The organism is Candidatus Arcticimaribacter forsetii (assembly GCF_910589745.1).
GTDB classification, from domain to species: domain Bacteria; phylum Bacteroidota; class Bacteroidia; order Flavobacteriales; family Flavobacteriaceae; genus Arcticimaribacter; species Arcticimaribacter forsetii.
In genome coordinates, this window is record NZ_OU342399.1 from 569,541 (window position 1) to 596,036 (window position 26,496).

The 26,496-nt window shown below is 32.9% G+C and carries 30 protein-coding genes; 18 read left to right on the plus strand and 12 right to left on the minus strand.

Annotated features, from left to right (window positions below):
• Window positions 1-55: 55 nt before the first annotated feature.
• The 4 genes from truB to NG655_RS02645 are packed head-to-tail and all read right to left on the minus strand — an operon-like array spanning window position 56 to window position 2,677.
• Window positions 56-757, minus strand: coding sequence for a tRNA pseudouridine(55) synthase TruB (gene truB / locus NG655_RS02630; RefSeq protein WP_252157797.1), 702 nt, complete (start codon window positions 755-757; stop codon window positions 56-58).
• On the minus strand, window positions 754-1,545 hold the full coding sequence (locus NG655_RS02635) for an undecaprenyl-diphosphate phosphatase (protein WP_252157798.1): 792 nt from the start codon (window positions 1,543-1,545) through the stop codon (window positions 754-756). The genes truB and NG655_RS02635 overlap by 4 nt, the downstream gene beginning before the upstream one ends.
• Window positions 1,546-1,549: 4 nt before the next feature.
• A complete protein-coding gene (locus NG655_RS02640) occupies window positions 1,550-1,792 on the minus strand; it encodes a DUF3098 domain-containing protein (protein ID WP_252157799.1) in 243 nt (80 codons plus the stop codon).
• A gap of 6 nt (window positions 1,793-1,798) precedes the next feature.
• Window positions 1,799-2,677, minus strand: a complete 879-nt coding sequence (locus NG655_RS02645; RefSeq protein WP_252157800.1) for a cell division protein FtsX — start codon at window positions 2,675-2,677, stop codon at window positions 1,799-1,801.
• A 120-nt stretch (window positions 2,678-2,797) separates the two neighbouring features.
• On the opposite strand from NG655_RS02645, the gene leuS reads away from it, so the two are divergent.
• Together leuS and NG655_RS02655 are read left to right on the plus strand one after the other, a co-directional pair.
• Window positions 2,798-5,611 (plus strand): leucine--tRNA ligase, encoded by a 2,814-nt coding sequence (gene leuS, locus NG655_RS02650; protein WP_252157801.1) that lies wholly within the window; start codon window positions 2,798-2,800, stop codon window positions 5,609-5,611.
• The gene (locus NG655_RS02655) at window positions 5,611-5,871 is read left to right on the plus strand and encodes a SemiSWEET family sugar transporter (protein ID WP_252157802.1); all 261 of its coding nucleotides are present in this window, start codon (window positions 5,611-5,613) and stop codon (window positions 5,869-5,871) included. Before leuS ends, NG655_RS02655 begins: the two co-directional genes overlap by 1 nt.
• Before the next feature lie 14 nt (window positions 5,872-5,885).
• On the opposite strand, the gene NG655_RS02660 is transcribed toward NG655_RS02655, so the two are convergent.
• Window positions 5,886-6,356: an Lrp/AsnC ligand binding domain-containing protein gene (locus NG655_RS02660; protein ID WP_252157803.1), complete on the minus strand. Its 471-nt coding sequence runs from the start codon at window positions 6,354-6,356 to the stop codon at window positions 5,886-5,888.
• A 125-nt stretch (window positions 6,357-6,481) separates the two neighbouring features.
• Here NG655_RS02660 and NG655_RS02665 point away from each other — a divergent pair, with 125 nt between their 5' ends.
• Window positions 6,482-6,871 carry a DUF423 domain-containing protein gene (locus tag NG655_RS02665; protein WP_252157804.1) on the plus strand — a complete coding sequence of 130 codons (390 nt, stop codon included), beginning with the start codon at window positions 6,482-6,484 and terminating at the stop codon, window positions 6,869-6,871.
• Window position 6,872: 1 nt separating this feature from the next.
• On the opposite strand, the gene NG655_RS02670 is transcribed toward NG655_RS02665, so the two are convergent.
• Both NG655_RS02670 and NG655_RS02675 read right to left on the minus strand, forming a co-directional pair.
• The gene (locus NG655_RS02670; RefSeq protein ID WP_252157805.1) at window positions 6,873-7,613 is read right to left on the minus strand and encodes a uroporphyrinogen-III synthase; all 741 of its coding nucleotides are present in this window, start codon (window positions 7,611-7,613) and stop codon (window positions 6,873-6,875) included.
• Between the two features lie 18 nt (window positions 7,614-7,631).
• Entirely contained in the window at window positions 7,632-8,279 is a 648-nt protein-coding gene (locus NG655_RS02675) for a DUF4271 domain-containing protein (protein WP_252157806.1), read from the minus strand.
• 97 nt (window positions 8,280-8,376) lie between these two features.
• Between NG655_RS02675 and NG655_RS02680 the strand changes: the two genes are divergently transcribed.
• From NG655_RS02680 to NG655_RS02690, 3 genes are read left to right on the plus strand one after another with little or no spacing between them, the layout of a single operon-like run.
• Window positions 8,377-9,102, plus strand: coding sequence for a polyprenol monophosphomannose synthase (locus tag NG655_RS02680; RefSeq protein WP_252157807.1), 726 nt, complete (start codon window positions 8,377-8,379; stop codon window positions 9,100-9,102).
• Complete coding sequence (locus NG655_RS02685) at window positions 9,099-10,433, plus strand: dihydroorotase (RefSeq protein ID WP_252157808.1); 1,335 nt, start codon at window positions 9,099-9,101, stop codon at window positions 10,431-10,433. The genes NG655_RS02680 and NG655_RS02685 overlap by 4 nt, the downstream gene beginning before the upstream one ends.
• Window positions 10,434-10,437: 4 nt before the next feature.
• Window positions 10,438-10,803: a DUF4296 domain-containing protein gene (locus NG655_RS02690; protein ID WP_252157809.1), complete on the plus strand. Its 366-nt coding sequence runs from the start codon at window positions 10,438-10,440 to the stop codon at window positions 10,801-10,803.
• Between the two features lie 19 nt (window positions 10,804-10,822).
• Here NG655_RS02690 and NG655_RS02695 read toward each other — a convergent pair whose 3' ends face one another.
• Window positions 10,823-11,806, minus strand: coding sequence for an NAD-dependent epimerase/dehydratase family protein (locus tag NG655_RS02695; RefSeq protein WP_252157810.1), 984 nt, complete (start codon window positions 11,804-11,806; stop codon window positions 10,823-10,825).
• 111 nt (window positions 11,807-11,917) lie between these two features.
• On the opposite strand from NG655_RS02695, the gene tyrS reads away from it, so the two are divergent.
• On the plus strand, window positions 11,918-13,213 hold the full coding sequence (gene tyrS, locus NG655_RS02700; protein WP_252157811.1) for a tyrosine--tRNA ligase: 1,296 nt from the start codon (window positions 11,918-11,920) through the stop codon (window positions 13,211-13,213).
• On the opposite strand, the gene NG655_RS02705 is transcribed toward tyrS, so the two are convergent.
• Entirely contained in the window at window positions 13,210-14,232 is a 1,023-nt protein-coding gene (locus NG655_RS02705; protein ID WP_419469264.1) for a LuxE/PaaK family acyltransferase, read from the minus strand. The two genes, tyrS and NG655_RS02705, sit on opposite strands and share 4 nt — an antisense overlap.
• A 175-nt stretch (window positions 14,233-14,407) precedes the next feature.
• Here NG655_RS02705 and trmB point away from each other — a divergent pair, with 175 nt between their 5' ends.
• From trmB to NG655_RS02740, 7 genes are all read left to right on the plus strand, one after another.
• Entirely contained in the window at window positions 14,408-15,085 is a 678-nt protein-coding gene (gene trmB / locus NG655_RS02710; RefSeq protein WP_252159075.1) for a tRNA (guanosine(46)-N7)-methyltransferase TrmB, read from the plus strand.
• Window positions 15,085-15,429, plus strand: coding sequence for an MGMT family protein (locus NG655_RS02715; RefSeq protein WP_252157812.1), 345 nt, complete (start codon window positions 15,085-15,087; stop codon window positions 15,427-15,429). Before trmB ends, NG655_RS02715 begins: the two co-directional genes overlap by 1 nt.
• A gap of 77 nt (window positions 15,430-15,506) precedes the next feature.
• On the plus strand, window positions 15,507-16,640 hold the full coding sequence (locus tag NG655_RS02720) for an Mrp/NBP35 family ATP-binding protein (protein ID WP_252157813.1): 1,134 nt from the start codon (window positions 15,507-15,509) through the stop codon (window positions 16,638-16,640).
• 3 nt (window positions 16,641-16,643) lie between these two features.
• Window positions 16,644-16,886: a NifU family protein gene (locus NG655_RS02725; protein WP_252157814.1), complete on the plus strand. Its 243-nt coding sequence runs from the start codon at window positions 16,644-16,646 to the stop codon at window positions 16,884-16,886.
• Between the two features lie 15 nt (window positions 16,887-16,901).
• On the plus strand, window positions 16,902-17,225 hold the full coding sequence (locus NG655_RS02730; RefSeq protein ID WP_252157815.1) for a 2Fe-2S iron-sulfur cluster-binding protein: 324 nt from the start codon (window positions 16,902-16,904) through the stop codon (window positions 17,223-17,225).
• A gap of 46 nt (window positions 17,226-17,271) precedes the next feature.
• Window positions 17,272-18,645, plus strand: coding sequence for an alpha-amylase family glycosyl hydrolase (locus NG655_RS02735; protein WP_252157816.1), 1,374 nt, complete (start codon window positions 17,272-17,274; stop codon window positions 18,643-18,645).
• A gap of 10 nt (window positions 18,646-18,655) precedes the next feature.
• Complete coding sequence (locus NG655_RS02740; protein WP_252157817.1) at window positions 18,656-19,408, plus strand: glycerophosphodiester phosphodiesterase; 753 nt, start codon at window positions 18,656-18,658, stop codon at window positions 19,406-19,408.
• Between the two features lie 5 nt (window positions 19,409-19,413).
• On the opposite strand, the gene NG655_RS02745 is transcribed toward NG655_RS02740, so the two are convergent.
• Window positions 19,414-19,896: a TspO/MBR family protein gene (locus NG655_RS02745; RefSeq protein ID WP_252157818.1), complete on the minus strand. Its 483-nt coding sequence runs from the start codon at window positions 19,894-19,896 to the stop codon at window positions 19,414-19,416.
• 89 nt (window positions 19,897-19,985) lie between these two features.
• On the opposite strand from NG655_RS02745, the gene NG655_RS02750 reads away from it, so the two are divergent.
• The 4 genes from NG655_RS02750 to NG655_RS02765 are packed head-to-tail and all read left to right on the plus strand — an operon-like array spanning window position 19,986 to window position 23,667.
• Complete coding sequence (locus NG655_RS02750) at window positions 19,986-21,062, plus strand: diphosphomevalonate decarboxylase (RefSeq protein ID WP_252157819.1); 1,077 nt, start codon at window positions 19,986-19,988, stop codon at window positions 21,060-21,062.
• Between the two features lie 11 nt (window positions 21,063-21,073).
• Window positions 21,074-21,997, plus strand: a complete 924-nt coding sequence (locus NG655_RS02755) for a mevalonate kinase family protein (RefSeq protein WP_252157820.1) — start codon at window positions 21,074-21,076, stop codon at window positions 21,995-21,997.
• Between the two features lie 7 nt (window positions 21,998-22,004).
• Complete coding sequence (locus NG655_RS02760) at window positions 22,005-22,886, plus strand: geranylgeranylglycerol-phosphate geranylgeranyltransferase (RefSeq protein ID WP_252157821.1); 882 nt, start codon at window positions 22,005-22,007, stop codon at window positions 22,884-22,886.
• A gap of 28 nt (window positions 22,887-22,914) precedes the next feature.
• Window positions 22,915-23,667, plus strand: coding sequence for a pseudouridine synthase (locus NG655_RS02765; RefSeq protein ID WP_252157822.1), 753 nt, complete (start codon window positions 22,915-22,917; stop codon window positions 23,665-23,667).
• Here NG655_RS02765 and NG655_RS02770 read toward each other — a convergent pair.
• Together NG655_RS02770 and NG655_RS02775 are read right to left on the minus strand one after the other, a co-directional pair.
• Complete coding sequence (locus NG655_RS02770) at window positions 23,647-24,993, minus strand: MptA/MptB family glycosyltransferase (RefSeq protein WP_252157823.1); 1,347 nt, start codon at window positions 24,991-24,993, stop codon at window positions 23,647-23,649. The genes NG655_RS02765 and NG655_RS02770 overlap by 21 nt on opposite strands.
• A complete protein-coding gene (locus NG655_RS02775; RefSeq protein ID WP_252157824.1) occupies window positions 24,993-26,495 on the minus strand; it encodes a glycosyltransferase in 1,503 nt (500 codons plus the stop codon). The genes NG655_RS02770 and NG655_RS02775 overlap by 1 nt, the downstream gene beginning before the upstream one ends.
• Between the last annotated feature and the right edge of the window lies 1 nt (window position 26,496).

Below are 26,496 nucleotides of genomic sequence, written 5' to 3' on the forward strand. Positions count from 1 at the left end.
AAATATAGAAAATTAGGGGATTGAATTTGAGATCTTTTAGTTAATACAGCTGTTTTTATGTCTCTTTTAGCAAAAGTTTCTCAAATTCTTCAATGCTTATTGCTTCTGTCACATTAAAGTCACCAATTCTTGTTCTTCTTAAGGCAGTTAAATGTGCCCCAGAATTTAATGCTTTTCCAAAATCGTTTGCTAAAGATCTAATGTAGGTTCCTTTGCTACAACAAACCCTAAAGTCAATATTTGGTATTTGAGTGCTGGTTAATTCAAAGTTTTTAATAATAACTTTTCTGGATTTAATTTCGACTTCTGTCCCTTCTCGAGCAAATTCATATAAGCGCTTTCCGTCTTTTTTGAGAGCCGAAAAAACTGGTGGAAATTGATCAATTTCCCCTTTGAATTGTGATAAAGTACTGATTAACATTTCTTCGGATATGTGGTCTGTTGAGAATTGTTTGTCAATCTTTGTTTCTAAATCAAATGATGGGGTAGTTGCTCCTATATAAAAAGTGCCTGTGTATTCCTTTTCATGACCCATAAACTTTTCAATACTTTTTGTCATTTTACCAGTACAAAGGATAAGAAGTCCAGTAGCAAGAGGGTCTAGAGTTCCTGCGTGTCCTACTTTAATTTTTTTGATACCGTAGGTGGATTTAATCATCCAGCGGATTTTATTTACAACTTGAAAAGAAGTCCAATTTAGAGGTTTGTCAATTAGAATAACTTCTCCATTAAGAAATTTTTCTTTTGAAATAATCATAAAACGCTGTATAATATTGCTGCTAGACCCACAAATAAACAATAAAAACTAAAGTACCAAAGTTTAGAATTTTTCACCCACTCGATCATCCATTTGCAAGCTAATATTCCGGTAATAAAAGCTGAAATAAAACCAATCGATAAGCTTAATATATCTAGCTCTGTGTTATGAAGGTCAATCTCTAAGATGCTTTTTGCCATACTTCCGAAAATGAGGGGAATCACCATTAGGAAAGAAAAACGTGCAGCTTTATTTTTGTCAATTCCCAAAAGAACGCCCAACGCAATTGTTGCGCCACTTCTTGATATTCCTGGTAAAATAGCAATTGCTTGAATTACTCCAATCCAAAAAGCATTTTTAAAGTCTATTTTCTTAGAAGTAGCTTTTGCTCTGTTAGCTAAATAAAGTAGTCCTGCTGTAAAAAGGAGCATCAAACCAACTAAAAGTATGTTTTGATGAAAAAACTTGGTGATTAAATCTTCAAAAAAGAGCCCGACAAAAACTGCAGGGATCATCGATAGTAGAATTTTCAGCGAAAAGTAAAAAGATTCATTTTTTTTAAATTTGAATAAGTCACTTAATATTTCATAAATATCTTTTCTAAAAACAACGATGGTGCTAAGCGCAGTTGCTCCATGCAGTATAAGGGTCATTAATAAACTTTCTTTTGGAAGGGATTTATCTCCAAGAATAGTTTTGGCAATTTCTAAATGTCCACTAGAAGAGATGGGTAGGAATTCAGTGATTCCTTGGATTATTCCCAGAAGAATTGCTGTAATTAAATCCATTAAATTATTTTTTTGAAGTAGTCAAAATGGAATAAACTGCGACTCCGAAACCGGTTAAAACAAATGTTGGAGCGAGTCTAATTCTTCTGAAACTAAAAATTTCTTGATTAAAAACATTCGAGTCTGGACTTCCTCCTCCAGACATTAAAATAAAACCTACACTAATAAATAGAAGTGATATGAATAGGAATAGATAATTTTTTTTACCAAAAAGTAATTGTTTCTTTTTTGACTCTGTTTTCTTCATGTTCAATTATTGTACAGCCTCTGTTGTTAAGTTTAAAAAGCGCTGAGTAGCAAAAAATGTACTCAAGCCCGTTATTAATATTCCCATTCCTAAAATCCCCGAAAAAATAAGTGCTGGTTCAATTGGATTTGCTATTATATTTAACTCAGGGAATCTTTGATTTAATTCGTACAGCACTCCTGATAAAGCTCCCAATGCTATTAAAGAACCTAAAATTCCGAGTTGTAAATGTTTCCAAATAAAGGGTCTTCTAATGAAACTTTTAGTTGCACCTACCAATTGCATTGTCTTGATGATCATTCTTTTCGAGTAAATAGATAATCTTATGGAACTATTGATTAGTAGAATAGCAACAAGAATAAATACACCGCTCAGTATTAAAACCCATTGAGTTATTTTTTTAATATTTTCGTCAAGAATTTCAACTAAAGGTTCATCATATATTACTTCATTTATATAATTTTTAGTTTCTAAATCTTTTTGGAGATTACTTAAGAAAGCAGGAGAAACATAAGATGCGTTAAAATATACATCAATAGAGCTGAGTAGGGGGTTGTAACCCAAAAATTCCATAAAATCTTCGCCAATCTCTTTTGAGTGTGTCTCTGCCGCCTCTTCTTTAGACACAAAACGAGTGTTTTTTGTTTCGGATCTCAAAGTAAGACTTTTTTGAAGCTGTTTGACTTCAATTGGTTTGGCAGCGTCGTTAATGTATATGGTTAGTGCAATTTGCTCTTTAAAATGATCAGCTACTTTTTTTGAATTTAGTAACAATAAGCCTAACATTCCTACTAAAAACAACACAAGAGAGATGCTAATTACTACCGAGAAGTAAGTAGATATAAGACGTCTTTTTTGATAATTATCCTGAGAGTTTCTACGCACGAAATTTATATTAATACTGTAAAAATACTAAAGACTAATCAATTTGTATTCTTGGTGGTAATAAACTTTTTCCTTTCCGGCTTAAACACTATTTTTGTGCATCTAATAAATTGAATGACTGTGGGGTATAATTTCCTTGAAATCGAAAAAAAATGGCAAGACTATTGGGCCAAAAATCAAACTTTTAAAGCGGAGAATAATAGTTTGCTACCTAAATACTATGTTTTAGATATGTTTCCATATCCTTCTGGTGCTGGACTTCATGTTGGACATCCTTTAGGATATATTGCGAGTGATATATACTCAAGATATAAACGACACAAGGGTTTTAATGTATTGCATCCTCAAGGGTATGATTCTTTTGGTTTGCCTGCAGAGCAGTATGCAATTCAAACTGGACAACATCCTAATATTACAACGGAAACAAATATTAATAGATATAGAGAGCAACTTGATCGAATGGGTTTTTCTTTTGATTGGAGTAGAGAGCTCAGAACATCTCAGGCTGATTATTATAAATGGACTCAGTGGATATTTTTATTGTTATTTGATTCGTATTACTGTAAAAAAAGTGATGCAGCTAAGCCTTTAAGTGAATTGGTTGTTCAATTTGAACAAACCGGTAATATTCATGTAGACGCGGTATGTGATGAAAAGGTAATTCCTTTTAATTCTATCGATTGGTCTTCTTATTCAGAAGAAGAAAAGCAGAGGATATTGTTAAAATATCGTTTAGCATATTTATCGGATACCGAAGTTAATTGGTGCCCAGAATTAGGTACTGTTCTAGCTAATGATGAAATTGTTAATGGTGTTTCTGAGCGAGGAGGATATCCTGTTACAAAAAAGAAAATGAAACAATGGAGCATGCGAATTGGTGCTTATGCTGAACGTTTACTCCAAGGTTTAGAAAAAATAGATTGGCCAGATTCTTTAAAAGAAATGCAGCGCAACTGGATCGGAAAATCAACCGGTGCAAAGGTTAGGTTTGATATTCAGGGTCATGATGGGCAAATTGAGGTTTTTACAACAAGACCTGATACTTTGTTTGGAGTAACCTTTATGACTCTTGCTCCAGAGCATGAGTTAGTTGATCAAATTACCACTCAGGAGCAAAAAGAAGCTGTAGCTGCTTATGTTGAAGCTAGTGCACAACGATCTGAACGTGATCGAATGTCTGACGTTAAATCCATTAGCGGAGTTTTTACAGGAGCTTATGCGCAACATCCTTTTACAAAAGAATCAGTTCCAGTTTGGATTGGTGATTACGTTTTAGCAGGTTATGGAACAGGAGCTGTTATGGGAGTGCCTTGTGGTGATCAAAGAGATTACGGTTTTGCAAATCACTTTGATATTCAAATAAAAAATATTTTTGAAGGAGCCGATATTTCAAAAGAAGCTTTTACTGAAAAAGGAAATACAAAATTAAAAGATTCAGATTTCTTAAACGGATTAACTTACAAAGAAGCTATGGTTTCTGTAATTGATAAACTAGAGAAAGATAATTCTGGTGAAGGTAATGTGAATTACAGGCTAAGAGATGCAATTTTCAGTAGACAAAGATATTGGGGAGAACCAATCCCTATTTATTACAGAGACGGATTTCCAGTTGGTTTAAAGCCTAAAAATCTTCCTCTTGAATTACCTGAGGTTGAACAGTATTTACCGACTCCAGAAGGGGCTCCGCCTCTTGGTAACGCAACCACATGGGCCTGGGATATAGTTAATGAGAAAGTTGTTTCGAATACTGAAATTAATGAATCTACAGTTTTTCCATTAGAGCTAAATACTATGCCCGGTTGGGCAGGAAGTTCTTGGTACTTTAACAGATATATGGATTCCGGAAATTCTGAAGCGTTTGTAAGTAAAGAGGCAGTCGATTATTGGCAGGATGTTGATTTGTATTTAGGAGGTAGCGAACATGCAACCGGTCATCTTTTGTATTCTAGATTTTGGCAAAAATTCCTTTTCGATTTAAATTTACTTCCAGTAGATGAGTATGCAAAAAAACTTATAAATCAGGGTATGATTTTAGGTTCATCCGCTTTTGTTTATCGAAAAAAAGGAACCCAAGAGTATGTATCTAAAAATCTAATTGCTAATGTTGAAGTAGAGCCTATACGAGTAGATGTAAGTTTGGTTAATTCTTCAAATGAGTTAAATACAGAAGAATTAAAAAAATGGCAACCCCAATTTAAGGATGCTTTATTTGTTCTAGAGGATGGAGTTTATTTGGTTGGACGTGAAGTTGAGAAAATGTCTAAATCCAAATATAATGTTGTGAATCCAGATTTAATTTGTGAGCAATATGGTGCAGACACACTTCGTATGTATGAAATGTTCTTAGGTCCATTAGAACAAGCTAAGCCATGGAATACAGCAGGTATTTCGGGCGTTCATTCTTTTCTAAAGAAAATGTGGAGGCTCTATCATCCTAATGATTCTTTTTCTGTAAGTGATTCTCCAGCTTCAAAAGAAGCTCTTAAAACCCTTCATCAAACAATCAAGAAAGTTACAGAGGATATTGAAAATTTTTCTTTTAATACTTGTATTAGCTCTTTCATGATATGTGTAAATGAGTTGACAGCGCAAAAATGCAATGAAAAAGAAGTTTTAGAGCCTTTGGCAGTTTTATTATCGCCTTTTGCTTCACATTTTTCTGAAGAGATTTGGGAATTGTTAGGGAATAAGACAAGCATTAGTAACGCTCCTTTTCCAGTTCATGAGCCAAAATATTTAGTAGAGTCTACTAAGAACTATCCGGTTTCTTTTAATGGTAAAATGAGATTTACAATTGAACTTTCTTTAGATTTAAAAAAGAATGAAATCGAAGAGTTGATTCTTAAGGAAGAAAAAACCCAACAACAGTTACAAGGAAGAGTCCCTAAAAAAGTAATAGTAGTGCCTGGAAAAATTATTAATATCGTTGGATAATGAATTATGAAATAATTGGATTTATAGCAGCAATTTTGACCACCTCTTCTTTTATACCTCAATTGGTAAAGGTCTGGAAGTCAAAATCCTCAAAAGGAGTATCAGTAAGTATGTATTTAGTTATGTTGTCTGGTGTAATTCTTTGGGGGGTATATGGATATTTAATAGGAAGTAAGTCCGTTTTGATCGCCAATGCAATTACAGCTTTACTTCAGGGTGCTATTTTATTTATGCTATTGAATAGCAGGAAATTAAAATAAATCTAACGGTTGTTTTAAAGCGCAATTTGACGATTTATTTGTTGATCTAATGAGATGAATGTTTCTGTTCTAGAAACACCTGGGATCGTTTGAATTTTAGTGTTGAGTAACAGCATAAGATGCTCATTGTCTTTACATAGTATTTTTATAAAAACACTCCAATTTCCTGTAGTATAATGACATTCTGTAACTTCTGGAATTTTTCTTAATTGAGCTACCGCTTCAGGATTACTTACTGCTTTGTCTAAATAAACACCAATGAATGCTAGCGTAGTATATCCTAATGTCTTTGGATTAATATTGATTTGTGATCCGCTTATTAGAGAAGAGTTTTCAAGTTTTTTTAACCTTTGATGAACAGCTGCACCAGAAATACCTGCTTTCTTTGAAAGTTCCACAATCGAAACCCGTGCATTTTTAATCAAACCATTGAGTAAAATTTTGTCTATACCGTCTACTTTAATTTCTTGATCTGTAATCTTCATATTGATATTTTTAACAAAAATATTAATTTAGTTTAATATTTTAATCAATACTGTGGTTTTTAATTAATATCGATAATCTAATTAGGCAATAAGACTTACTAAACCTATCTTTATTAAAAAAAGAAATGGGGTACGGTATAAAAATCATCAATGCAATTGCTTCTGGATTATTAATGTTTGCCATTAGTTTGGGGGCACTAGCAAGTCATTTGCTAAAAACCAAATTAAGTCAAGATTCGCTTTCTAGTTTTGAAATAGGAGTCCGTTATCTTATCTATCATGGGTTAGCATTACTTATTGTAAATGGACTCAATGCTATAGATTTGGACGTAAAATTAACATTCTCAAAGTTAGCTCTTTCTGGAATTTTTCTTTTTTCAGGAAGTATATTTATGCTTTCAACTCAAGAAATACATGGGTGGCCAGTGAAATTTCTAGGCCCAATAACTCCCATAGGTGGTATCCTGCTGATTTCAGCATGGGGTTATTTAACTGTAGCTTTTCTAAAAAAGTAATTTACTTTGAAGTAGTAATGTATTTTTCGATGGCCATTGTCATCGAAGGAGTTTCTTCTGTTGGAGCTTTAATATCAATCCTCAGTTTAGCTTCGTCAGCAGCTTTTACAGTTGTATTTCCATAAACTGCTATTCTTGTATTGTTTTGCTCAAAATCTGGGAAATTATGAAGTAAAGATTCTATTCCGGATGGGCTAAAGAATACTAAAACGTCATAGGACACATCACGTAAATCTGATAAATCACTTACAACTGTTTTGTATAGTTGGGCTCTTGTCCAATCTATGCCAAGACTATCTAAAAAACCTGAGGTAGTTGGTTTTAAGATGTCTGAAGAAGGTAACAAGAACTTTTCTTCACTAAATTTCTTGAACACAGACTCAAGATCAGTTAAGCTTTTTTGACCAACATAAATTTTACGTTTTCTATAAACAACATATTTCTGAAGATAAAAAGCAACAGCCTCAGATTGACAAAAGTATTTAGTTGCATCAGAAACTTTGAAACGCATTTCTTCTGCTAAACGGAAGAAATGATCAACGGAGTTTCTACTGGTAAGTATAACAGAAGTATAGTCTGCAAAATCAATTTTTTGACGTCTAACATCTTTAGCGTCTACGCCTTCAACATGAATGAATGGTCTAAAATCAATTTTTAAATTATGCTTTTCTTTTAAACGTGTATAAGGGGAATTCTCGTTTGATGGTTCTGGTTGCGAGACAAGTATTGTTTTTACTTTCATATGATTTATGTCAATTGCCTAGTTAAAAGTGCTGTAAAGCAAAATCCAAGGGGCTAATTTGAAAGCGCAAAGATATAAAATTAAATATAATAAGTTGTGTTTTAATACATGCCAATATTCTTTGAACAGACTTAGCTGGAATAATAAGTACAAAGTGAAAGTAATTCCAGAAATAATATTCAGAAAAGTACTATTTGTTACACTGTATTGATAGAGAAGTAATAGTACAAACAAAGGAATTGATATTTGAATTAAAAAATTCAACCCTTTGAATTTGAAGTCATTAGAAATACGCTCAATCTCTATAATCTTAAAACAAAGTTGTGAAAAAAAATGTCTGATTATCACCACTCCAGTTGTAGTTATTAATATTAAACTAAAAAAAGGAAATGTATTTGGTCCAAAATTGTTTGTGGTCAGGTGATAATAAACAAGTAAGGTGCAGTTAATAATTAAAAATGCAGCACCAAGAGTGGTAAAAGAATTAATTACTGATTTCTGTTTGCCGTATATTTTAAAGTATAATTCAGAATCTATGAATCTTATGAAATATTGAAATTGTGTTTTATGTCTTGTTTTTAAAATCGTTAAAACAATAAAATTGAATAAGAAAACAAGGCTAATCCAGTCCTGCTGTTGAATGTTTCTTAAAGTCCAATCTTCCATGGTCTAAAATTAATAGTTTTCTGTAAGAATTCGATTATAAATGGATTTCTAATTTCCTAAAGTGATCGTGTATAATTTCTTACTTTTATGGCTTCAAATGAAAAACACACTCATAGTAATACCAACCTATAATGAAGCCGAAAATATTGAGGCTATCGTTAGACAGTTATTGTCTATTGATACAAGTTATCATGTTGTAGTAGTAGATGATTCCTCTCCAGATGGAACGGGTTCTATTGTGAAAGCTGTTATTTCTGAATATCCAGACCGTATTTTTTTAGAGACAAGACCTAAAAAAGAAGGCTTAGGAAGAGCCTATCTTCATGCTTTTAAATGGGCTTTGTTAAAAGGATATAATTATATTTTTGAGATTGATGCTGATTTTTCGCATAATCCGAACGATATTCCTAGAATGCAAGAAAGACTTATCAAAGGTGCAGACGTTGTAATAGGTTCTCGTTATATTGATGGAATCAATGTAATAAACTGGCCCTTAGGAAGAATCTTACTTTCTTTAGGAGCTTCTTATTATGTTAAATTCTTTACGGGACTCCCTGTTAAAGATCCAACTGCTGGTTTTGTTGGTTATAAAGCTGAGGTTTTGAATGCAATTGATCTGGACTCTGTTAAATTTGTAGGTTACGCATTTCAAATAGAGTTGAAGTATAAAGCATGGATAAAAGGGTTCAATCTTCAAGAGGTTTCCATTATTTTTTTAAACCGAGCAAAGGGTCAGTCAAAAATGAACGGTTCTATTATATGGGAGGCTATTTATGGAGTTGTATATCTTCGAATTAAATCATTATTTAAATATAAATCATGAGTAAAATATTAATAAAAAATGTAACTGTAGTAAATGAAGGGTCTCAGGAATTAAAAGATGTTTTAATTTCAGGCGAATACATTCATCAGGTTGGAGTAGGTATAAAAGAAGAGGCAGACCAAATAATCGATGCTTCTGGTAAGTTTTTACTTCCCGGTTTAATTGATGACCAAGTTCATTTTAGAGAGCCAGGTTTGACTCATAAAGCAACGATTGGATCTGAATCAAGAGCTGCTGTGGCAGGTGGTATTACCTCTTTTATTGAAATGCCAAACACGAAACCACAAGCTACAAATATTGTAGAGTTAGAAAAAAAATTCGATCGTGCAGCAGAAACTTCTCTTGCAAACTATTCTTTTATGTTTGGAGGAACCAATGATAACCTCGAAGAAATAAAGAAAGTTGATAAAACTAAAGTAGCAGGGCTTAAATTGTTTTTAGGATCTTCAACTGGGAATATGTTGGTTGATGATCAAGATGTTTTAAAAGAAATTTTTTCTAGTACAGATCTTCTCATTTCTGTTCATTGTGAAGATGAGGAAACAGTGAAGTCTAATTTTGCTAAATATCAAGAAATTTATGGAGAAGATATACCAATCGATGCTCATCCAAAAATAAGAAGCCACAAAGCTTGTTCTTTGTCTTCGTCAAGAGCAATAGCTTTGGCAAAAGAAACAGGCGCTCGTTTGCATATTTTTCATTTATCAACCGCAGAAGAAACAAATTTTTTTAGAAATGACATTCCGCTTAAAGAGAAAAAAATAACAGCTGAGGTTTGTGTTCATCATCTTTGGTTTTCATCTGAAGATTATAAAACCAAAGGAACCCATATAAAGTGGAATCCAGCAGTTAAAAATCAAGTAGATCAAGATGCATTGTGGGATGCCTTAAATGATGATCGCATCGATGTTTTAGCAACGGATCATGCACCACATACTTTAGAGGAGAAAGCTAATAAATATGCTTCGGCTCCTTCCGGAGGTCCATTGGTTCAGCATGCTCTATTAGCATTACTTACTGCCGTTGGTAAAGGTAAAATTACTATTGAAAAATTGGTTGAAAAAGCTTGTCATAACCCTGCAATCTTGTTTGATATTGAAAAAAGAGGATATATTAGAGAAGGTTATTATGCAGATCTAGTTTTAGTAGACTTGAATGAGAAAACAAATGTGACGAAAGACTCTTTGTTATATCAGTGTAAATGGTCTCCTTTTGAAGGTGATACTTTTGACGCCAAAGTTCAGACTACCTGGGTAAACGGATCTTGTGTTTACGATAATGGAGTCTTAATTGAAAATAAAGTTTCAAAACGTTTAACATTCGATCGTTAATCACATGAAGAAATTAATCTTATTTATAACGATCGTCTTTTTATTTTCGTGTAACAGCGGCACTCCAGTTGTTGTGCCAGATGAATTAATGTCTCCGGAATTAATGGAAGATATTTATTTTGATTTAATGCTCATGAAAGTCATTAAAAATTCGAACTACGTTGCTCCTGAATATGATTCTTATTTTGTGGATCAATATATTTTTGAGAAATATGGAATTGATAGCCTTAAATTAATCCAGAATCAAACCTATTACGCTCAAAAACCAAAATTAATGAAAGCAATTTTTGAAAACCTTGTGGTTAGAGCCAAAAAAGTTGAAGACAGCATAGATACTATAATTAAAATAGAAGAATCTAGAAAAGAATAGAAAGCAAAGAAGACTTTAACTATACGGTTGCATTTTTATTTAAATATTCTTGAATATCTGCATATTTAAAGTCTATATTTTTTGTAATTTTTTCTCCAGATATTTTCTTCTTGTCGCAAAGACTATTGATTAAAGCCTTAGTCATAAAACGTCTTTTACCAAATAAAAACAAAATAATTTCTAGCAACCAGGCTGTTTTAAGCCAAGATTTTTTGAGTCCAATCCGTGGAGCTTTTTTATTTCGAATACGAGCAATTTGGCTAAATGTTTCTTGATAACTCCAGTTTTCCGACACTAAAATAAAACGTTCGTTTTGTATTTCGGAATTCATCAATTCGAACAATACGATAACAACATCTTCAACAGTAACATAGCCAGTAGATCCTTTTGGGTAAAACATAGCGTTTTTGTCTACCCTATTACACAAAATTTCAAGGGGATTACCTTTGACACCCGTACCTAGTATAACTCCCGGATTTACAATAACAGCCGGGATTCCCTCTTGTGTAGCTCTCCATACTTCAAGTTCCGCTCCATATTTAGAGTAAGCATAGGGAGTGTGGTCTTTGTCTGCGTTCCATGGAGTTTGTTCGTCAATAAAATCAGAATTAACATCGTTTCCAAGTGCAGCAATAGAACTTACATAAGCAATTTTTTTTACGCCAAATTTAATAGCAAGATTAACAAGGTTAGCAGTTCCTTGCTGGTTTACTTGCTTTAATGTTTTTTGTTTATAGTTTGCAAATGAAATAAATGCAGCACAGTGATATACATGAGTAATGCCTTTAAATGCTAAATTTAAAGTAGGTAAGTTACATAAATCGCCTTTCTTCCAGATTATATCGCTATAATTTTCTGAATTGGATCTTTTTTTTAAAAAATCAAGAGTTGAATTTTTCTTTTCATCAGATCGGTATAAAGCAACAATTACATCTTTCTTTTTAGTCAGTTTAAGTAGTAAATGTGACCCAACTAATCCTGTAGCTCCAGTAACTAAAATCATAGCTCAAAAGTACTGTTTTTTATTTTTGTCTTTCTAGTTAGCAAGGAGAAATCTATCTTTGTAAAAAACAGGTCAATTTAGGATCTGATAAATTTAATAAGAACGTAATAAATGAAGAATCCCTTTGTTGAAGAGTTGAGATGGCGTGGAATGTTACACGACATCATGCCAGAAACTGAAAATCATCTAAATGAAAAAACAGTCACTGGTTATATAGGTTTTGATCCAACAGCAGATTCTCTTCATATAGGAAGCTTAGTTCAGATCATGATTTTAATACATTTTCAAAAAGCAGGGCATCGTCCAATAGCATTGGTTGGTGGTGCAACTGGCATGATTGGTGACCCTTCAGGTAAATCTGCAGAACGTAATCTTTTAAATGAGGAGACTTTGCAGAAGAATATTGAAGGGATTAAAAATCAATTATCTCGTTTTTTAAGTTTTGATGCTGCCTCTGATAATTCAGCTTTATTAGTCAATAATTTAGATTGGATGAAGTCGTATTCTTTGATTGATTTTTCAAGAGAAATAGGGAAACACATAACGGTAAATTATATGATGTCTAAAGACTCCGTTAAAAAACGTTTAGGTTCTGAATCTCAAGTTGGAATGTCTTTTACAGAATTTACCTATCAGTTACTTCAGGGATATGATTTTTTATACATGTTTCAAAACTTAGATTGTACTTTACAAATGGGTGGAAGTGATCAATGGGGAAATATTACAACTGGAACCGAATTGGTTAGAAGAAAAGCTGGAGGAAAAGCATATGCAATTACATGTCCACTGATAACAAAAGCAGATGGAACTAAGTTTGGAAAAACTGAGGGAGGTAATATATGGTTAGATAAGACTAGAACTTCGCCTTATAAATTTTATCAGTATTGGCTTAATGCTTCTGATCAAGATGCAGAAAGTTATATTAAAATTTTCACTTTTTTGAGTCAAGAAGAAGTTGATAATCTTATTGAAGAGCATAAGGAAGCACCACATCTTAGAGTTTTACAGAATCGAATAGCAAATGAAGTAACTCTTTTAGTTCACTCACAAGAAGATTTAGAAAATGCTCAAAAGGCATCTCAGATTTTGTTTGGTAAATCTACTTCAGAAGATTTAAAAGGGTTAGATGCTGCAACTTTTTTAGATGTTTTTGAGGGAGTTCCACAAGCTCAAATGTCCAAAGGTGACTTAGAAAATGGGGTAGATATTATTGCAGGATTAGCCGGTGAAACACAGTTTTTAAAATCCAATGGTGAAGCTCGTCGTGCACTTAAAGAAAACTCAATCTCAGTAAATAAAACCAAAGTGGGTGACACCTATAAAATTACTTCGGAAGACCTTATAAACGAGCGTTATGTTTTACTTCAAAGAGGTAAAAAAAGTTATTATATCATAAACTTTATTTAATATACGAGTAAGTTACATCCTCTAATATCGGAATTGTCATCGCGGCCTAGTACTTCAAAACTATTAGCCGAATGTATTCTTCCAAGATCCTGTGTTGCAATAAACGCGCAAGAATCTCTGTTTGCTAAGTCAATTATATTAAGGTTTCCCATCATTCCATAATCTAGTGTTGTGAATGGGTCGCTTGTATCTCGAGTAAAAATTCGCATCCATGGGGGACAGCTAAAAAGACCATTTCCTCTAGAGTAAGCTTGTGATAAAAGCTCGGTCATTCCGTATTCAGAATGTATTTCACTAACTCCAAAACCAGAACAAAGTTGTTCATGTAAATCTTCTCTAATCAACTCTTTTCTTCTGCCCTTCATACCACCTGTTTCCATTACGGTAACATGATTTAAGTTAAATTTGAATCGTTCAATTAAATCTAAAAGTGCAAAACTAACTCCTAATAAAATAGTGGGTTGCTTTTCTTTTTCTAATTGTTCCAGAATATCCTTTAGATCCTCTAAATTATCTAAATAAAACCCACTTTTTGGATGATTACTTTCATTGATTAAATAATTCGCCATGTAAATTAAAGAAGAACCACTCCGTTCTAAATAAGAGGGTAGTAATGCTAAAACTGCATAATCTTTTGGTTTTTTATAAAATAAATTAAATGCTGTTGAAAAGCTTTTTTCATAATCTTTAACTTGTTTTACAAAGTGTTTACTGGTTTCTGACCCTGAAGTTCCGCTAGAAGTAAAAGTAACAGCTTCTTTTTCATTGAAACTTTTTACTTCATGAGTTTTAAAAAAATTAATTGGCAAAAATGGAATGTCATGAATAGATTTTAAATCCGAAGAATTAAAATTAATAAGATCACAATATGATCGATAAACTGAATTGTTTTCATACTGATAATGAAAGGTTTGCATTGTGCAAATTTCAAAGTCAGAATTAGATTTAATCTCCCAAAAATTCATATTCAATGGATACATTTGTGCAAATCTATTAATTAAATTGGGCAATCTTATCATGATTTATTTTAATGTGAATAAATCAAGAGGAACCAAAGGGGGGGTGATTTATTTATCCAGTTAAAATACTTTGTTAAACTAAAAAGGAGCTTTGTTTTACTTAAACTAAATCTATGCAGAACCCCGACTTTAAATCCCTGATTTTTACTTATTTTTGAAGACAAATAAAGAAGCTTTGGGTAGTAAAAATAAATTAAAACGGTTCAATCAAAATTTAACATTTTCTAATGTAATACAACCAACACGAGAAGAACTGGTTGAAAGTAAATTCTCTTTAAAAGGAAATTGGAATAAAATATTTTTTAAAAATAATAACCCAATTGTTTTAGAGCTCGGATGTGGAAAAGGTGAATATTCGGTTTATTTAGCACAAGAACATCCCAATAAAAATTTTATTGGAATTGACCTAAAAGGTGCTCGATTTTGGTCAGGGGCAAAGGAATCTTTAGAATTAGGTCTTCCAAATGTTGCTTTTGTTCGTGCGCAAATAGAATTAGTAACTGATCTTTTCGAACATAACGAAGTTGATGAGATTTGGATTACTTTTCCAGATCCCCAAATAAAATATAAGAGAACAAAACATCGATTGACAAATCCCGAGTTTTTGGCTAAGTATAACAGTATTTTAAAAAAAGATAGTTTTATTCATTTAAAAACAGACAGTGAATATATGCACGGTTATACCCTAGGATTATTGCAGGGTATGGGAATAGAAGTAGCTTATGCGCATCATGATTTATATAGCAATCCTCATGCACCCAAAGAAGCAACCGCTATCCAAACTTATTACGAGAGTATATATCTAGAAGAGAACAAGCCTATTACTTATCTTAAATTTAAATTTCCAGAATAGTGACGGAGAAGGGATCTAATTTTTTTGAGAAAGTGTACGATGTAGTTCGAAAGATACCCTACGGACGTGTTTGCTCTTATGGTTTAATAGCTCGATATTTAGGATCTCCGCAAAGTGCTAGAATGGTAGGTTGGGCAATGAACGCCTCGCATATCAAAGAAGATGTGCCTGCCCATAGGGTGGTCAATCGAGTTGGATTGTTAACCGGAAAACACCATTTTGAAGGTACAAATTTAATGCAGCAATTACTTGAAAATGAAGGGATTCAAGTTAAAGAAAATAAAATCGTTGATTTTGATCAATGTTTATGGAATCCGGTAGAGAATTTACCAAATATAACTTAACAATTATAACCTTTCTTCATCTCAATTTAGAAGAGTATATTTGCAATTTAGAATCAATATAAAAAAGGGAAACCTAGATGAACATAACAAAACAAGCCATACAAGAAGTGTTAGAGGGACTCTCGGTTCCAGGTGAAGGTCAGAATCTGATGGCAAGTGGTGCTGTTAAAAACATAAATACTTTCGGAGATGAGGTTGTAATCGATTTGGTGCTCAAGAATCCAAGTCTACAAGCCCGAAAGAAAGTGGAAGTTGAAATTTTAAAAAGTATACATTCTAAAGTATATAATAAGGCTAAAATTACAACAAACGTTAAAGTTGAAACTCCACCAAAAGTAGATGCGCCTATAAAAGGAGAGCCAATAAAAGGAATAAGCTCAATCGTAGCGATTTCATCAGGAAAAGGAGGGGTAGGTAAATCAACTGTTACCTCTAATATTGCGGTTACTTTATCTCAAATGGGCTTTAAAGTGGGAGTTTTAGATGCAGATATCTATGGACCCTCTATTCCTACAATGATGGATATGGAAGGAGAGCGACCGCTATCTGTGACTATCGATGGAAAATCTAAAATGCAGCCTATTGAAAACTACGGTGTAAAAGTATTGTCAATAGGATTCTTTACGCAGCCTAATCAAGCTGTTATTTGGAGAGGACCCATGGCTTCTAAAGCACTAAACCAAATGATATTTGATGCTGCTTGGGGAGAACTAGATTTTTTATTAATTGATTTACCTCCTGGTACTGGAGATATTCATCTAAGTATCGTTCAATCTTTACCAATAAGCGGAGCAGTGGTCGTTAGTACACCTCAAAATGTAGCACTTGCAGATGCTAAAAAAGGTATTGCAATGTTTCAGCAAGATAGTATTCAAGTTCCTGTTTTAGGAGTAGTGGAAAACATGGCTTATTTTACCCCAGAGGAATTACCAGAAAATAAATATTATATCTTTGGGAAAGAAGGAGCTAAAAATTTAGCAACAGACACTCAAGTGCCTTTTTTAGGAGAAATTCCATTGGTGCAAAGTGTCCGTGAGGCCGGAGATGTAGGGAGACCTGCCGCACTTCAAGAAAATAGTCCAGTCGCAGACTCAATTTATAGAATTACACAAAATATGGTTGCGCAGGTGTTGGATAGAAATAAAAACTTACCTCCAACTCAAGTAGTTAAAATAACAACAATGTCTGGCTGTTCAGCCGTAAAAAAATAAATTATGGAATCTCTTGAAATCAAAGAAAAAGTACTCATTGCATTAGAAGAAATCCGTCCCTTTTTAGCCGCAGATGGAGGAGACATTTCTTTGGTTGGAATTGATGATGACCGAATTGTTCGAGTTCAGCTTCATGGAGCCTGTGTTGGTTGTTCTGTAAATCAGATGACTTTAAAATCAGGTGTTGAGATGACTATAAAAAAACACGTTCCTCAAATAGAGCAAGTAGTAAACATAGAAGTGTAATTTAAATTTTATCATTTGAGTCAAGATATTAAAATCAGTATAGTAGATCGAGAAGGGGAAACTCATGAAATAGATGCTCCTACAGATATGTCAATGAATTTGATGGAAGTTTGTAAATCCTATGAGTTTCCAGTAGAGGGAACTTGTGGTGGAATGGCAATGTGTGCTTCTTGTCAGTGTTATGTTCTTTCAGAATCAAACCTGCCTGAAAAATCTGATGATGAGGAAGCTATGTTGTCAGAGGCTTATAATGTGAAAGAAAACAGTCGTCTTGGATGTCAAATTTTCATTACACCTGAACTAGAAGGTCTAGTAGTTGAACTAGCTCCAGAAGAGTAGCGTAATATTTAAAATTAGATTATATTTAGATACTTAAAATAATCTAATGAAAAACATTTTTATAACTTTAGTTCTATTGATTCTTGCAGGATGTCACAATCCATCTGCTCCAATTGTAAATGAAATGTCACCTGTTACTGAGGCTGACCTTGCAAGTGGCGTGCTTTATGAAGCAAACATAAGACAATATTCCCCAGAAGGTACTTTTAATGCTTTTGCAAAAGACCTGCCTAAGCTAAGTGAATTAGGAGTTAAATTCCTTTGGTTAATGCCTATTAATCCAATTTCAACAACTAAGAGTAAAGGACCACTTGGAAGTTATTATGCAGTATCAGATTATACAGGCGTAAATCCTGAATTTGGAACTCTAGAAGACCTTAAGAGTCTTGTTGATCAAGCACATAAGCTAGGTATTTATGTTATGTTAGATTGGGTTCCTGGTCATACGGGATGGGATAATCATTGGATAAAAGATCATCCAGATTACTATCTTCAAAATGACGCTGGTGAAATTATCGATCCTATTAATCCTTTTACAGGAGAATCCTTTGGATGGACGGATGTTGCTGATTTGAATTATGAAAATATGGAAATGCGTCAAGCAATGCGAGATGCAATGGTTTATTGGGTTAAAGAAGTAAATATTGATGGGTATAGAGTTGATCAAGCCTATGCAGTTCCAATGGAGTTTTACAAAAAAACTTTTGCAGCTCTTAGAGAGGTAAAACCCGTTTTTTTGCTTGCTGAAACAGATATCAATCACCCTGGAGGAATAGAAATGGTAGATTTATTTGATGCTTCTTATGATTGGCCAGGACATCATTTACTAAAAGATATTGTTCATGGCAAAAAGAATGTTTCGGATTGGGATACACACATCGATAATTTATTTAAAAACTACAACGACCGAAATATTCTTGTCAATTTCATAAGTAATCATGACGAAAATTCATGGAATGGAACGGTTGAAGAAAGTTTTGGTAAAGCTGCATATGCTGCTCTCGCATTAGATTATATGTCTCCAGGAATGCCTTTAATTTACAGCGGTATGGAGTATGATTTAAATAAGAGATTGTTGTTTTTTGAAAAAGATAGTTTCCCTAAAGTAGCTGGAAAAACTTTTAAATTTTTAGAAAAACTAGGAGCTTTGAAGCAAAAACATGCTGCATTAAATAGTGGTAAAAACAGAGGTTTGTACACAAGAATAGCTACCTCTAGAGATCAAAATGTTTTAGCTTTTGAGAGAAGCAAGCAAGGAGATACGGTTGTATTTATTGCTAATATGAGTAATGAGCATGTTGGGTTTACTTCTCCTTATAATGGTACTTTTAAAAGGTACCAAGATGGAAAAGAAAAAGTTCTTTCGGATACATACGAATATAGAATGAGCCCATGGGAATTTTGGATTTTATCAAAATAAATTCCCTTAAATGAAAATAATCTTAAAGGTTTTATTGATGTCAATTCTCGCTTCTTCTTGTGCCAGAAACAAAAAAGATATAATGGTAATTGGACATAGAGGTGCAAGAGGGCATGTAGCTGAAAATACGATAGCATCTATTAAGAAAGCTATGGATCTAGGTGTTGATGGAATTGAGATTGACGTTTTTAGATGTTCAACCGGAGAATTAGTGGTTTTTCATGACAAGACTATTGATGAACTAACCGATGGGAGTGGATACATAGAGCAAATGTCTTTAGATTCTCTAAAGCAGTTTCAAGTTTTAGGTAAAGAACCCATTCCAACTTTAAATGAAGTGATGGATCTAATTGATGGTAAAGTAATGCTTAACATTGAATTGAAAGGCACACAAACTGCTGTTCTTACTTCAGAATTAATATCCTCTTATATGGAATCTTCTAATTGGAAATCAGAGCATATATTTATTTCTAGTTTTGATTGGAACGAGTTAGAGCAGTTTAGGTCCATTAATAAAAATATTGCAATTGCCGTTCTCACAGAAGACGATCCTTTAGATGCAATTCCTTTAGCATCAAGACTTTCTGCTGTTGCAATTAATCCTGATTTCAAAAGTTTAAATTCAATAAATATTGAAGCAATTCATAAAGCTGGATTTAAAATTTACCCATGGACAATAAACGAAATAGAAGATATTGATGAAATGATTCGATTAGGGGTAGATGCAATCATAACAGACTTTCCGGAAAGAGTTAAGCGATAATTCTCTTAATTTAACAAGTATACTCCTATATTTAGTGCCGTAGCATATAGGAGCCAACCTACGTAAGGATAAAGTAAATAGGATGCTTTTTTATTGATAATTTTAAACCATTTAATGGTTAATATTACAAGTATTATTAAAGTTAAAATTATTAAAATCCCACCTAAAATATTTTTATATCCAAAGAAAACAAGCGACCATAATCCATTTAAAACAAGTTGGGCGGCAAAATGATAAAGAGCAGTTTTTACCCATTTATGATGACTTCCGTAAGACCAAATCCAACCCGCAGACCATCCCATAAGAATGTATAAAAGTGTCCAAACAGGTCCAAAAAGCCAATTTGGAGGTGTAAAAAAAGGCTTGTTTAAACCCGCATACCAGACTGGTATGGCAGCTTGAGTTACACTTCCAGCAATCCCACCTACACACAAGCACAACGCTATTGAAAGAAAAATAGCTAGTCTTTTTTTAAATTTTGATTTCATGAATTTATAATCTTAATACCAAGATACAAAATTCAAAGTGTCTTAAAGCTTTATAGTCATACTTGAATCTGTTATCTTTGTATCCAATTATGGTAGAAAAAGATTTTATAGGATCTAAAGGGATTAAGGTCTCTGGGACTAGTTCATGGGAAGCTCCCAGTAATATTGCTTTAGTTAAATATTGGGGGAAGTTTGGAAATCAATATCCTCAAAATCCATCCTTAAGTTTTACACTCTCTAAATGTGTATCACAAACATCCGTTTCCTTTACAGAGCGATTAAAACCAGGATCTGACTTTTCATTTGACTTTTCTTTTGAAGGAAAACCAACGCCATCTTTTCATCCTAAAATTGAAAGTTTTTTTCAAAGAATAGATCAATATGTTCCTTTTCTTAAAGACCATCATCTTTCAATTAAAAGTACGAACTCTTTTCCTCACAGCAGCGGAATCGCTTCTTCAGCATCTGGAATGAGTGCACTAGCATTGTGTATCCTGTCGATAGAAAAAGAGGGGTGTCCGGATATTAGCGAATCATTTTTTTTAAAAAAAGCATCTTTCTTAGCTCGATTAGGCTCTGGTAGTGCAGCAAGAAGTGTTGAAGGTCCTTTGGTTACTTGGGGTTCCTCTGAAAGTTTTGAGGATAGTTCTAATTTTTATGGAACAGCAATTAATTCAGAAATTCATTCTGTTTTTAAAAACTATAGGGACACCATCCTTTTAATAGATAAAGGTCAAAAAAAAGTAAGTAGTACCGTAGGACATAACCTCATGAATAATCATCTTTATGCGGCAACCCGATTTAAGCAAGCACATGAGAATACAGCTTTGCTTAAATCAATTTTAGCATCAGGAGACTTAGATGCTTTTGTGAGTTTAGTAGAGTCAGAAGCTTTAACATTGCATGCTTTAATGATGGCCTCTAGTCCTTATTTTATTTTAATGCACCCAAATACGCTTGAGGTTTTAAATAAGGTGTGGGATTATCGAAACACCAATAACTCTGCTCTTTGCTTTACACTTGATGCTGGTGCTAATGTTCATCTGCTTTATCCAGATTCTGAATCAGAATCTGTAATTAAATTTATAAAAGAAGAATTAGCTTCTTACTGTCAAAACAGTCAATTCATTGAAGATCAAATTGGTAATGGCGCAAAAAAGCTATAAATTTGTAACACATGAAAGGACCTCTGTTTTACGCAAAAATATTACTCTTTGGAGAGTATGGAATTATTAAAGATTCCAAAGGACTTTCTATTCCTTATAACTTTTACAGGGGAGCACTAAAAGTTTCTAACGATCCTTCTACTCAAGATTCACACGAAAAACTTGTAGCATTTTGTAACCACCTAAAAACCTTACCAGAATCCATAGTATCTTTTGACTGGAAGCGTTTACAAGAAGATTTAGAGAATAAAATGTATTTCGATAGTAGCATCCCGCAAGGATACGGAATCGGCAGTAGTGGAGCTTTGGTAGCTTCAATATACGATCAATATGCTCTAGATAAAATTACGGTATTAGAAAATCTAACCAAAGAAAAACTTCAACACCTTAAAGCTGTATTTGCAGCAATGGAGTCTTTTTTTCATGGTAAATCTTCTGGTTTAGATCCTTTAAATAGTTATTTAAGCCTTCCGATTTTAATAAATTCTAAAGACCATATTGAACCAACTGGGATTCCCTCTCAGAATCCAGATGGTAAAGGGGCTGTATTTTTGTTAGATAGTGGTATAACTGGCGAAACAGCACCAATGGTTTCTATTTTTATGGAAAACATGAAACAAGAGGCTTTTAGAATAATGATGAAAGATCAATTCATCAATTATACAGACTCTTGTGTAGATGATTTTTTAAATGGAAATTTAACTTCTCTTTTTTTAAATATAAAGCAGTTATCCAATTTAGTATTGAATAATTTTAAACCCATGATTCCAGAGAAATTTCATGGGATTTGGCAACATGGAATTGAAAGTAACGATTACTACCTAAAATTATGTGGCTCCGGCGGTGGAGGTTATATTTTAGGTTTCACTCAAGATTTTGAGAAAGCTAAAAAATCGCTCAAAGGACACCGTTTAGAGGTGGTTTATAATTTCTAGAAAAGCAATGCTTTTTAAAAAAACAGCAATTCAGCTACTTGCCTTGTTTGCTTCGGTTAGAGGTTACAATTTGCTCGTTGTAATTATAGCTCAATATTTAAGTGCTCGTTATATTTTTGCTCCAAATAAACCCTGGGTTCAGATTCTTTTAGATCCTAATTTGATGAAAATATTTCTTGCAACTTCTTTTGCTATTGCAGGAGGATATTTGATCAACAATTTTTACGACGCAGAAAAAGATCAAATAAATCGTCCTGTAAAATACCTCATTGAACACCGTGTTCCTCCTGTTTTTCAATTATTCTTTTATGGATTAATGAATTTTAGTTCTTTGATTTTGGCTTCCCTGGTTTCCGTAAAAACAATTTTCTTTTTTGTAACCTATATTTTTTTTTTATGGCTTTACAGTCATTATCTAAAGAAACGATTTTGGGCAAGTAATTTCTTTGCAGTCTTATTGGCTGTTACTCCATTCATTGCGATTATGTTTTATTTTAAAAATTACGAAAGTATTGTTTTTCATCATGCAGGTTTTTTGTTTTTGGTACTGCTTATTCGTGATTTAATTAAAGACTTAGAGAATTTTAAAGGAGATTGGGTTCGTGATTATAAGACTATTGCAGTGGTTTATGGGGAAAAACGAACTAAGCAAATAATTAGTTTTCTTGTAATTTTAATGTTAATACCTGTTAGTTTACTGGTAAAAAATAAACAACTAATAAATAGTATGTCCTACTATTTTTTAGCAACAATACCTTTTTTATTATTGATCGTGATAATCTTATGGAAATCCCCGACTCAAAAGACGTATCTTTGGCTCCATAATTTATTGAAAGTTCTTATTGTATCCGGAATTTTAAGTATTCTTCTTATTCGTTTACCATTATAAGTCCAAACAGTTTCAAACGATATTCACTATGAAATCAAATTCTAATAGTTCTTCAAAGAAAACAGCTCATACTACTCGACTAAATAAATTCATAGCTAATTCGGGAATATGTTCTCGAAGAGAGGCAGATATGTATATTGCCATGGGAATGGTTAAGATCAACGGAAAAATTATCGTTGAGATGGGTTATCAAGTTAAGCCAGGTGACGATGTTCGTTATGACGGTCGAAGAGTTATTTCGGATAAACCAGCTTATGTTCTTTTAAATAAGCCCAAAGGATTTTTGGCTTCTGTTAAAAAAGGGACCTATAAAAAAGATGTTTTAGAATTAATTGATGGAGCTACTACTTATCGAATTGATCCTGTTAATTCTATGGATAGAACTTCTACTGGCTTACTTCTTTTTACGAATGATACGGAACTTAAAATTAAATTAAAAAAAGCAACTCAAGGTATTCACAAAGTCTTTCAGGTTGTTTTAGATAAAAATTTAGTTCAAAGTGATCTTGAGAAAATTAGAGAGGGAGTGGTAATTGATAAATTTGATAAAATTGAAGTTGATGCAATCAGTTTTATAAGAGGGGAAAGTAAAAGAAAAATTGGTGTTGAACTTTCAACCGAGCGTCACCGTGCAATTTTTCATATTTTCGAAAAACTTGGATATAAAGTAGAACAAGTTGACCGTGTTGTTTTTGCTCATTTAACTAAAAAGGATTTACCACGTGGAAAGTGGAGACATCTAAATGAGCGAGAGATTAATTTATTTAAGATGATGAAGTAAGGACTTCTTCCAAAGAAGCTCATAAAACAGTGTAAGATACACAACACCGTATTGTAGTAGTAGAAGCAGATTGTTTTCTTTAAATTCTAAATTGCCATAAGTAGCATAGCTTAAAATAACCACAGCACTCCATAGGATTGGGTAAGTATATCGAGTAAACATACTTAATGCTACTAATGAAATAATATACCATGGATGAATTGTAGTCGACACGAAAAAATAACAACTCAAGGTAAGTAGCATCCCGGTTATAACTTTTGAAGGAGTATTGTTTTTTCTTAAAAAACTAAAGGCTGCAACGATTGAAATAATAATAAAAGGAGATACCTTACCAAAGGTCCTAATGATATTATATCCTTTAATTTCATATCCTATTTGCCTGATTAGATTGTATATACTTCCATTAAATTCAAAGCGATTAAACCATAGATTTATGGTTTTTAAATAGTGATCTATTCCATTTTCAAGAACAAAAAGCGGTAAAAATAAGAAGCATAGAAGGAATGAGGTAATGATCCCAAACAATATACTTTTTCTAGGTTTCAAATAGTTCCATAATAGTGGTAATAAAATTAAAGGGATCAATTTAATAGCTACCGAAATAGACATGAAAACAGTTGACCATTTGTATTTATTTTCATGGAAAATAAAGTATAAACCACTTAAGAAAAAGAAAATCATTACCCCTTCCCAATGTAGGTTTCCAGCAAGTTCTATTATTACCAGAGGATTAAGAAAATAAAAAGAAATTCTGTTTGTAGGAAGTTCAAGTTGTTTTAGAAGCTTTGTTCCAATCGAGAAAATCAAAAGATCAAATAAAATGATCATTACACGAATACTAATAATGTTAGCTAGAACAGATTTCTTTCCAATTAAAGAAGCAATATAAAACCCTAGCTGATTTATTGGAGGGTAATTTGAATAATGTTGTGCGCTAAGTTCTCCCATGCCATCATATAATTCTTGACTGAATTGACTCGATAACAGGTCAGTTGAATTAATCAACATATTTGGAGTGAATTCGTAAGGGTTTATTTTATTTGTAAGCAGCATTCCGTCCCAAATAAACCGATAAAAATCTTGAGAAAGAAGAGGGATGGAGGTTAAAAAAATTAGACGAAATAAAACACCGATCCAAAAAATATGTTTTAATGAGTTCAGTTTTCTTATTAAGAAATAAGCTAAAAAAAACAATACAGTATAGGTTGGTAATAAAACCAAACTTTGCCCTCGATCTATTTTATAACCAATAAAATAATAGGCAACAATACTGAGTGTAATAATGAAAACTTGGAGAATCTCTAAAGAATAACTCCTGTTTGACATTACGCCTGAGTTCTAAAGGTATTGATGAATACAAATCCGTATCCAATAAAAAGCATCAAGTGGAACGGGAACAGTCCAAAATCCCCCTCTTTACCTACTACAAAAGCACTGTACATTCCAAATAAAAAGTAAAGGGCCAAGAGTCCCTCTACAAAAACATTCTTTGAAACTTTTTTAGAGGTGTATTTATTTTTTTTCCAGGTATCTTTAAGTGTTTTAATATTGAATTTAGGTGTTCTAATAAAATCACTTCTTTTACCTCGGTGTCCTTCTATCACTGCCAGAGAATTGTGGTAAGAGAAACCCATTGCGATGGTATAAAATGTAAAAAACAGTTTTATGTATTCAATAAAACTAACAAATCCGCCCCCTTTCATGGATCTATACAACACCCAATAGCAAACAAAAAATATGACAGTACTAATAATAAAGAAACTAGTTAAGTCAAAGTAAAGTCCAAGATGCCCCCATTCGTTCTTGATATAAAGCATCGGTATACTCAAAACTCCAACGAAAAGCACATTAAGAAACATGGTGCTATTTAACAAATGAAGTATCGAATGAATCTTTGATGATGTTTTTACATTTTTAGACTGGATTACTCTTTTTGCCATTTTCTGGAAATTTTCAGCACCTCCTTTATTCCATCTAAATTGTTGCGAACGGATGGAACTCATTACAACTGGAAGTTCTGAGGGAGTCTCAACGTCTTCGAGGTATTTGAATTTCCAGTTTTTTAATTGCGCTCTATAGCTTAAATCTAAATCTTCAGTTAGCGTATCACCTTCCCAATTTCCAGCATCAATTATACACTTTTTTCTCCATATTCCAGCAGTTCCATTAAAGTTCATGAAATGATCTTTACTGTTTCTGCCGACTTGTTCAAGTGTAAAATGAGCATCTAATGCAAATGCCTGTACACGAGTTAATATAGAATAATCCTTGTTAATATGGGACCATCGGGTTTGGACCACACCTATTTCTTCATTTTCAAATTGCAGAACAGTTTTTAAAAGCCAATCCTTATGGGGCAGGAAATCTGCATCAAAAATTGCAATAAACTCACCTTTGGCTGTTTTTAGACCTTCTTTAAGAGCACCTGCTTTGAAACCTACTCGATCTTTTCTTCTAATTTGAACAATATCAAGGCCATTTTTTTTTAGCTCTTTTATAATGTTTTTTGTAAGTTCTACAGATTCATCTGTAGAATCGTCTAGCACTTGAACTTCTAATCTCTCTCTAGGATATTCAATTTGGTTTATGCAATTTAATAAACGCTCCATCACATATATTTCATTGAATACTGGAAGCTGAATAGTAATGTATGGAACTGATTTAGATTGATTTAAATCTAAAACTGGATATGGTTCTTTTTTCTTTTTGTACTGAATATAATTCCAAAGAAGATTTAATTGAGACAGACTGTAAAATAGAACTAGAATAAGCGCTATTGAATAAATAAACATCAATATAATTGATAAATACAACCAAATGTTTTCCATT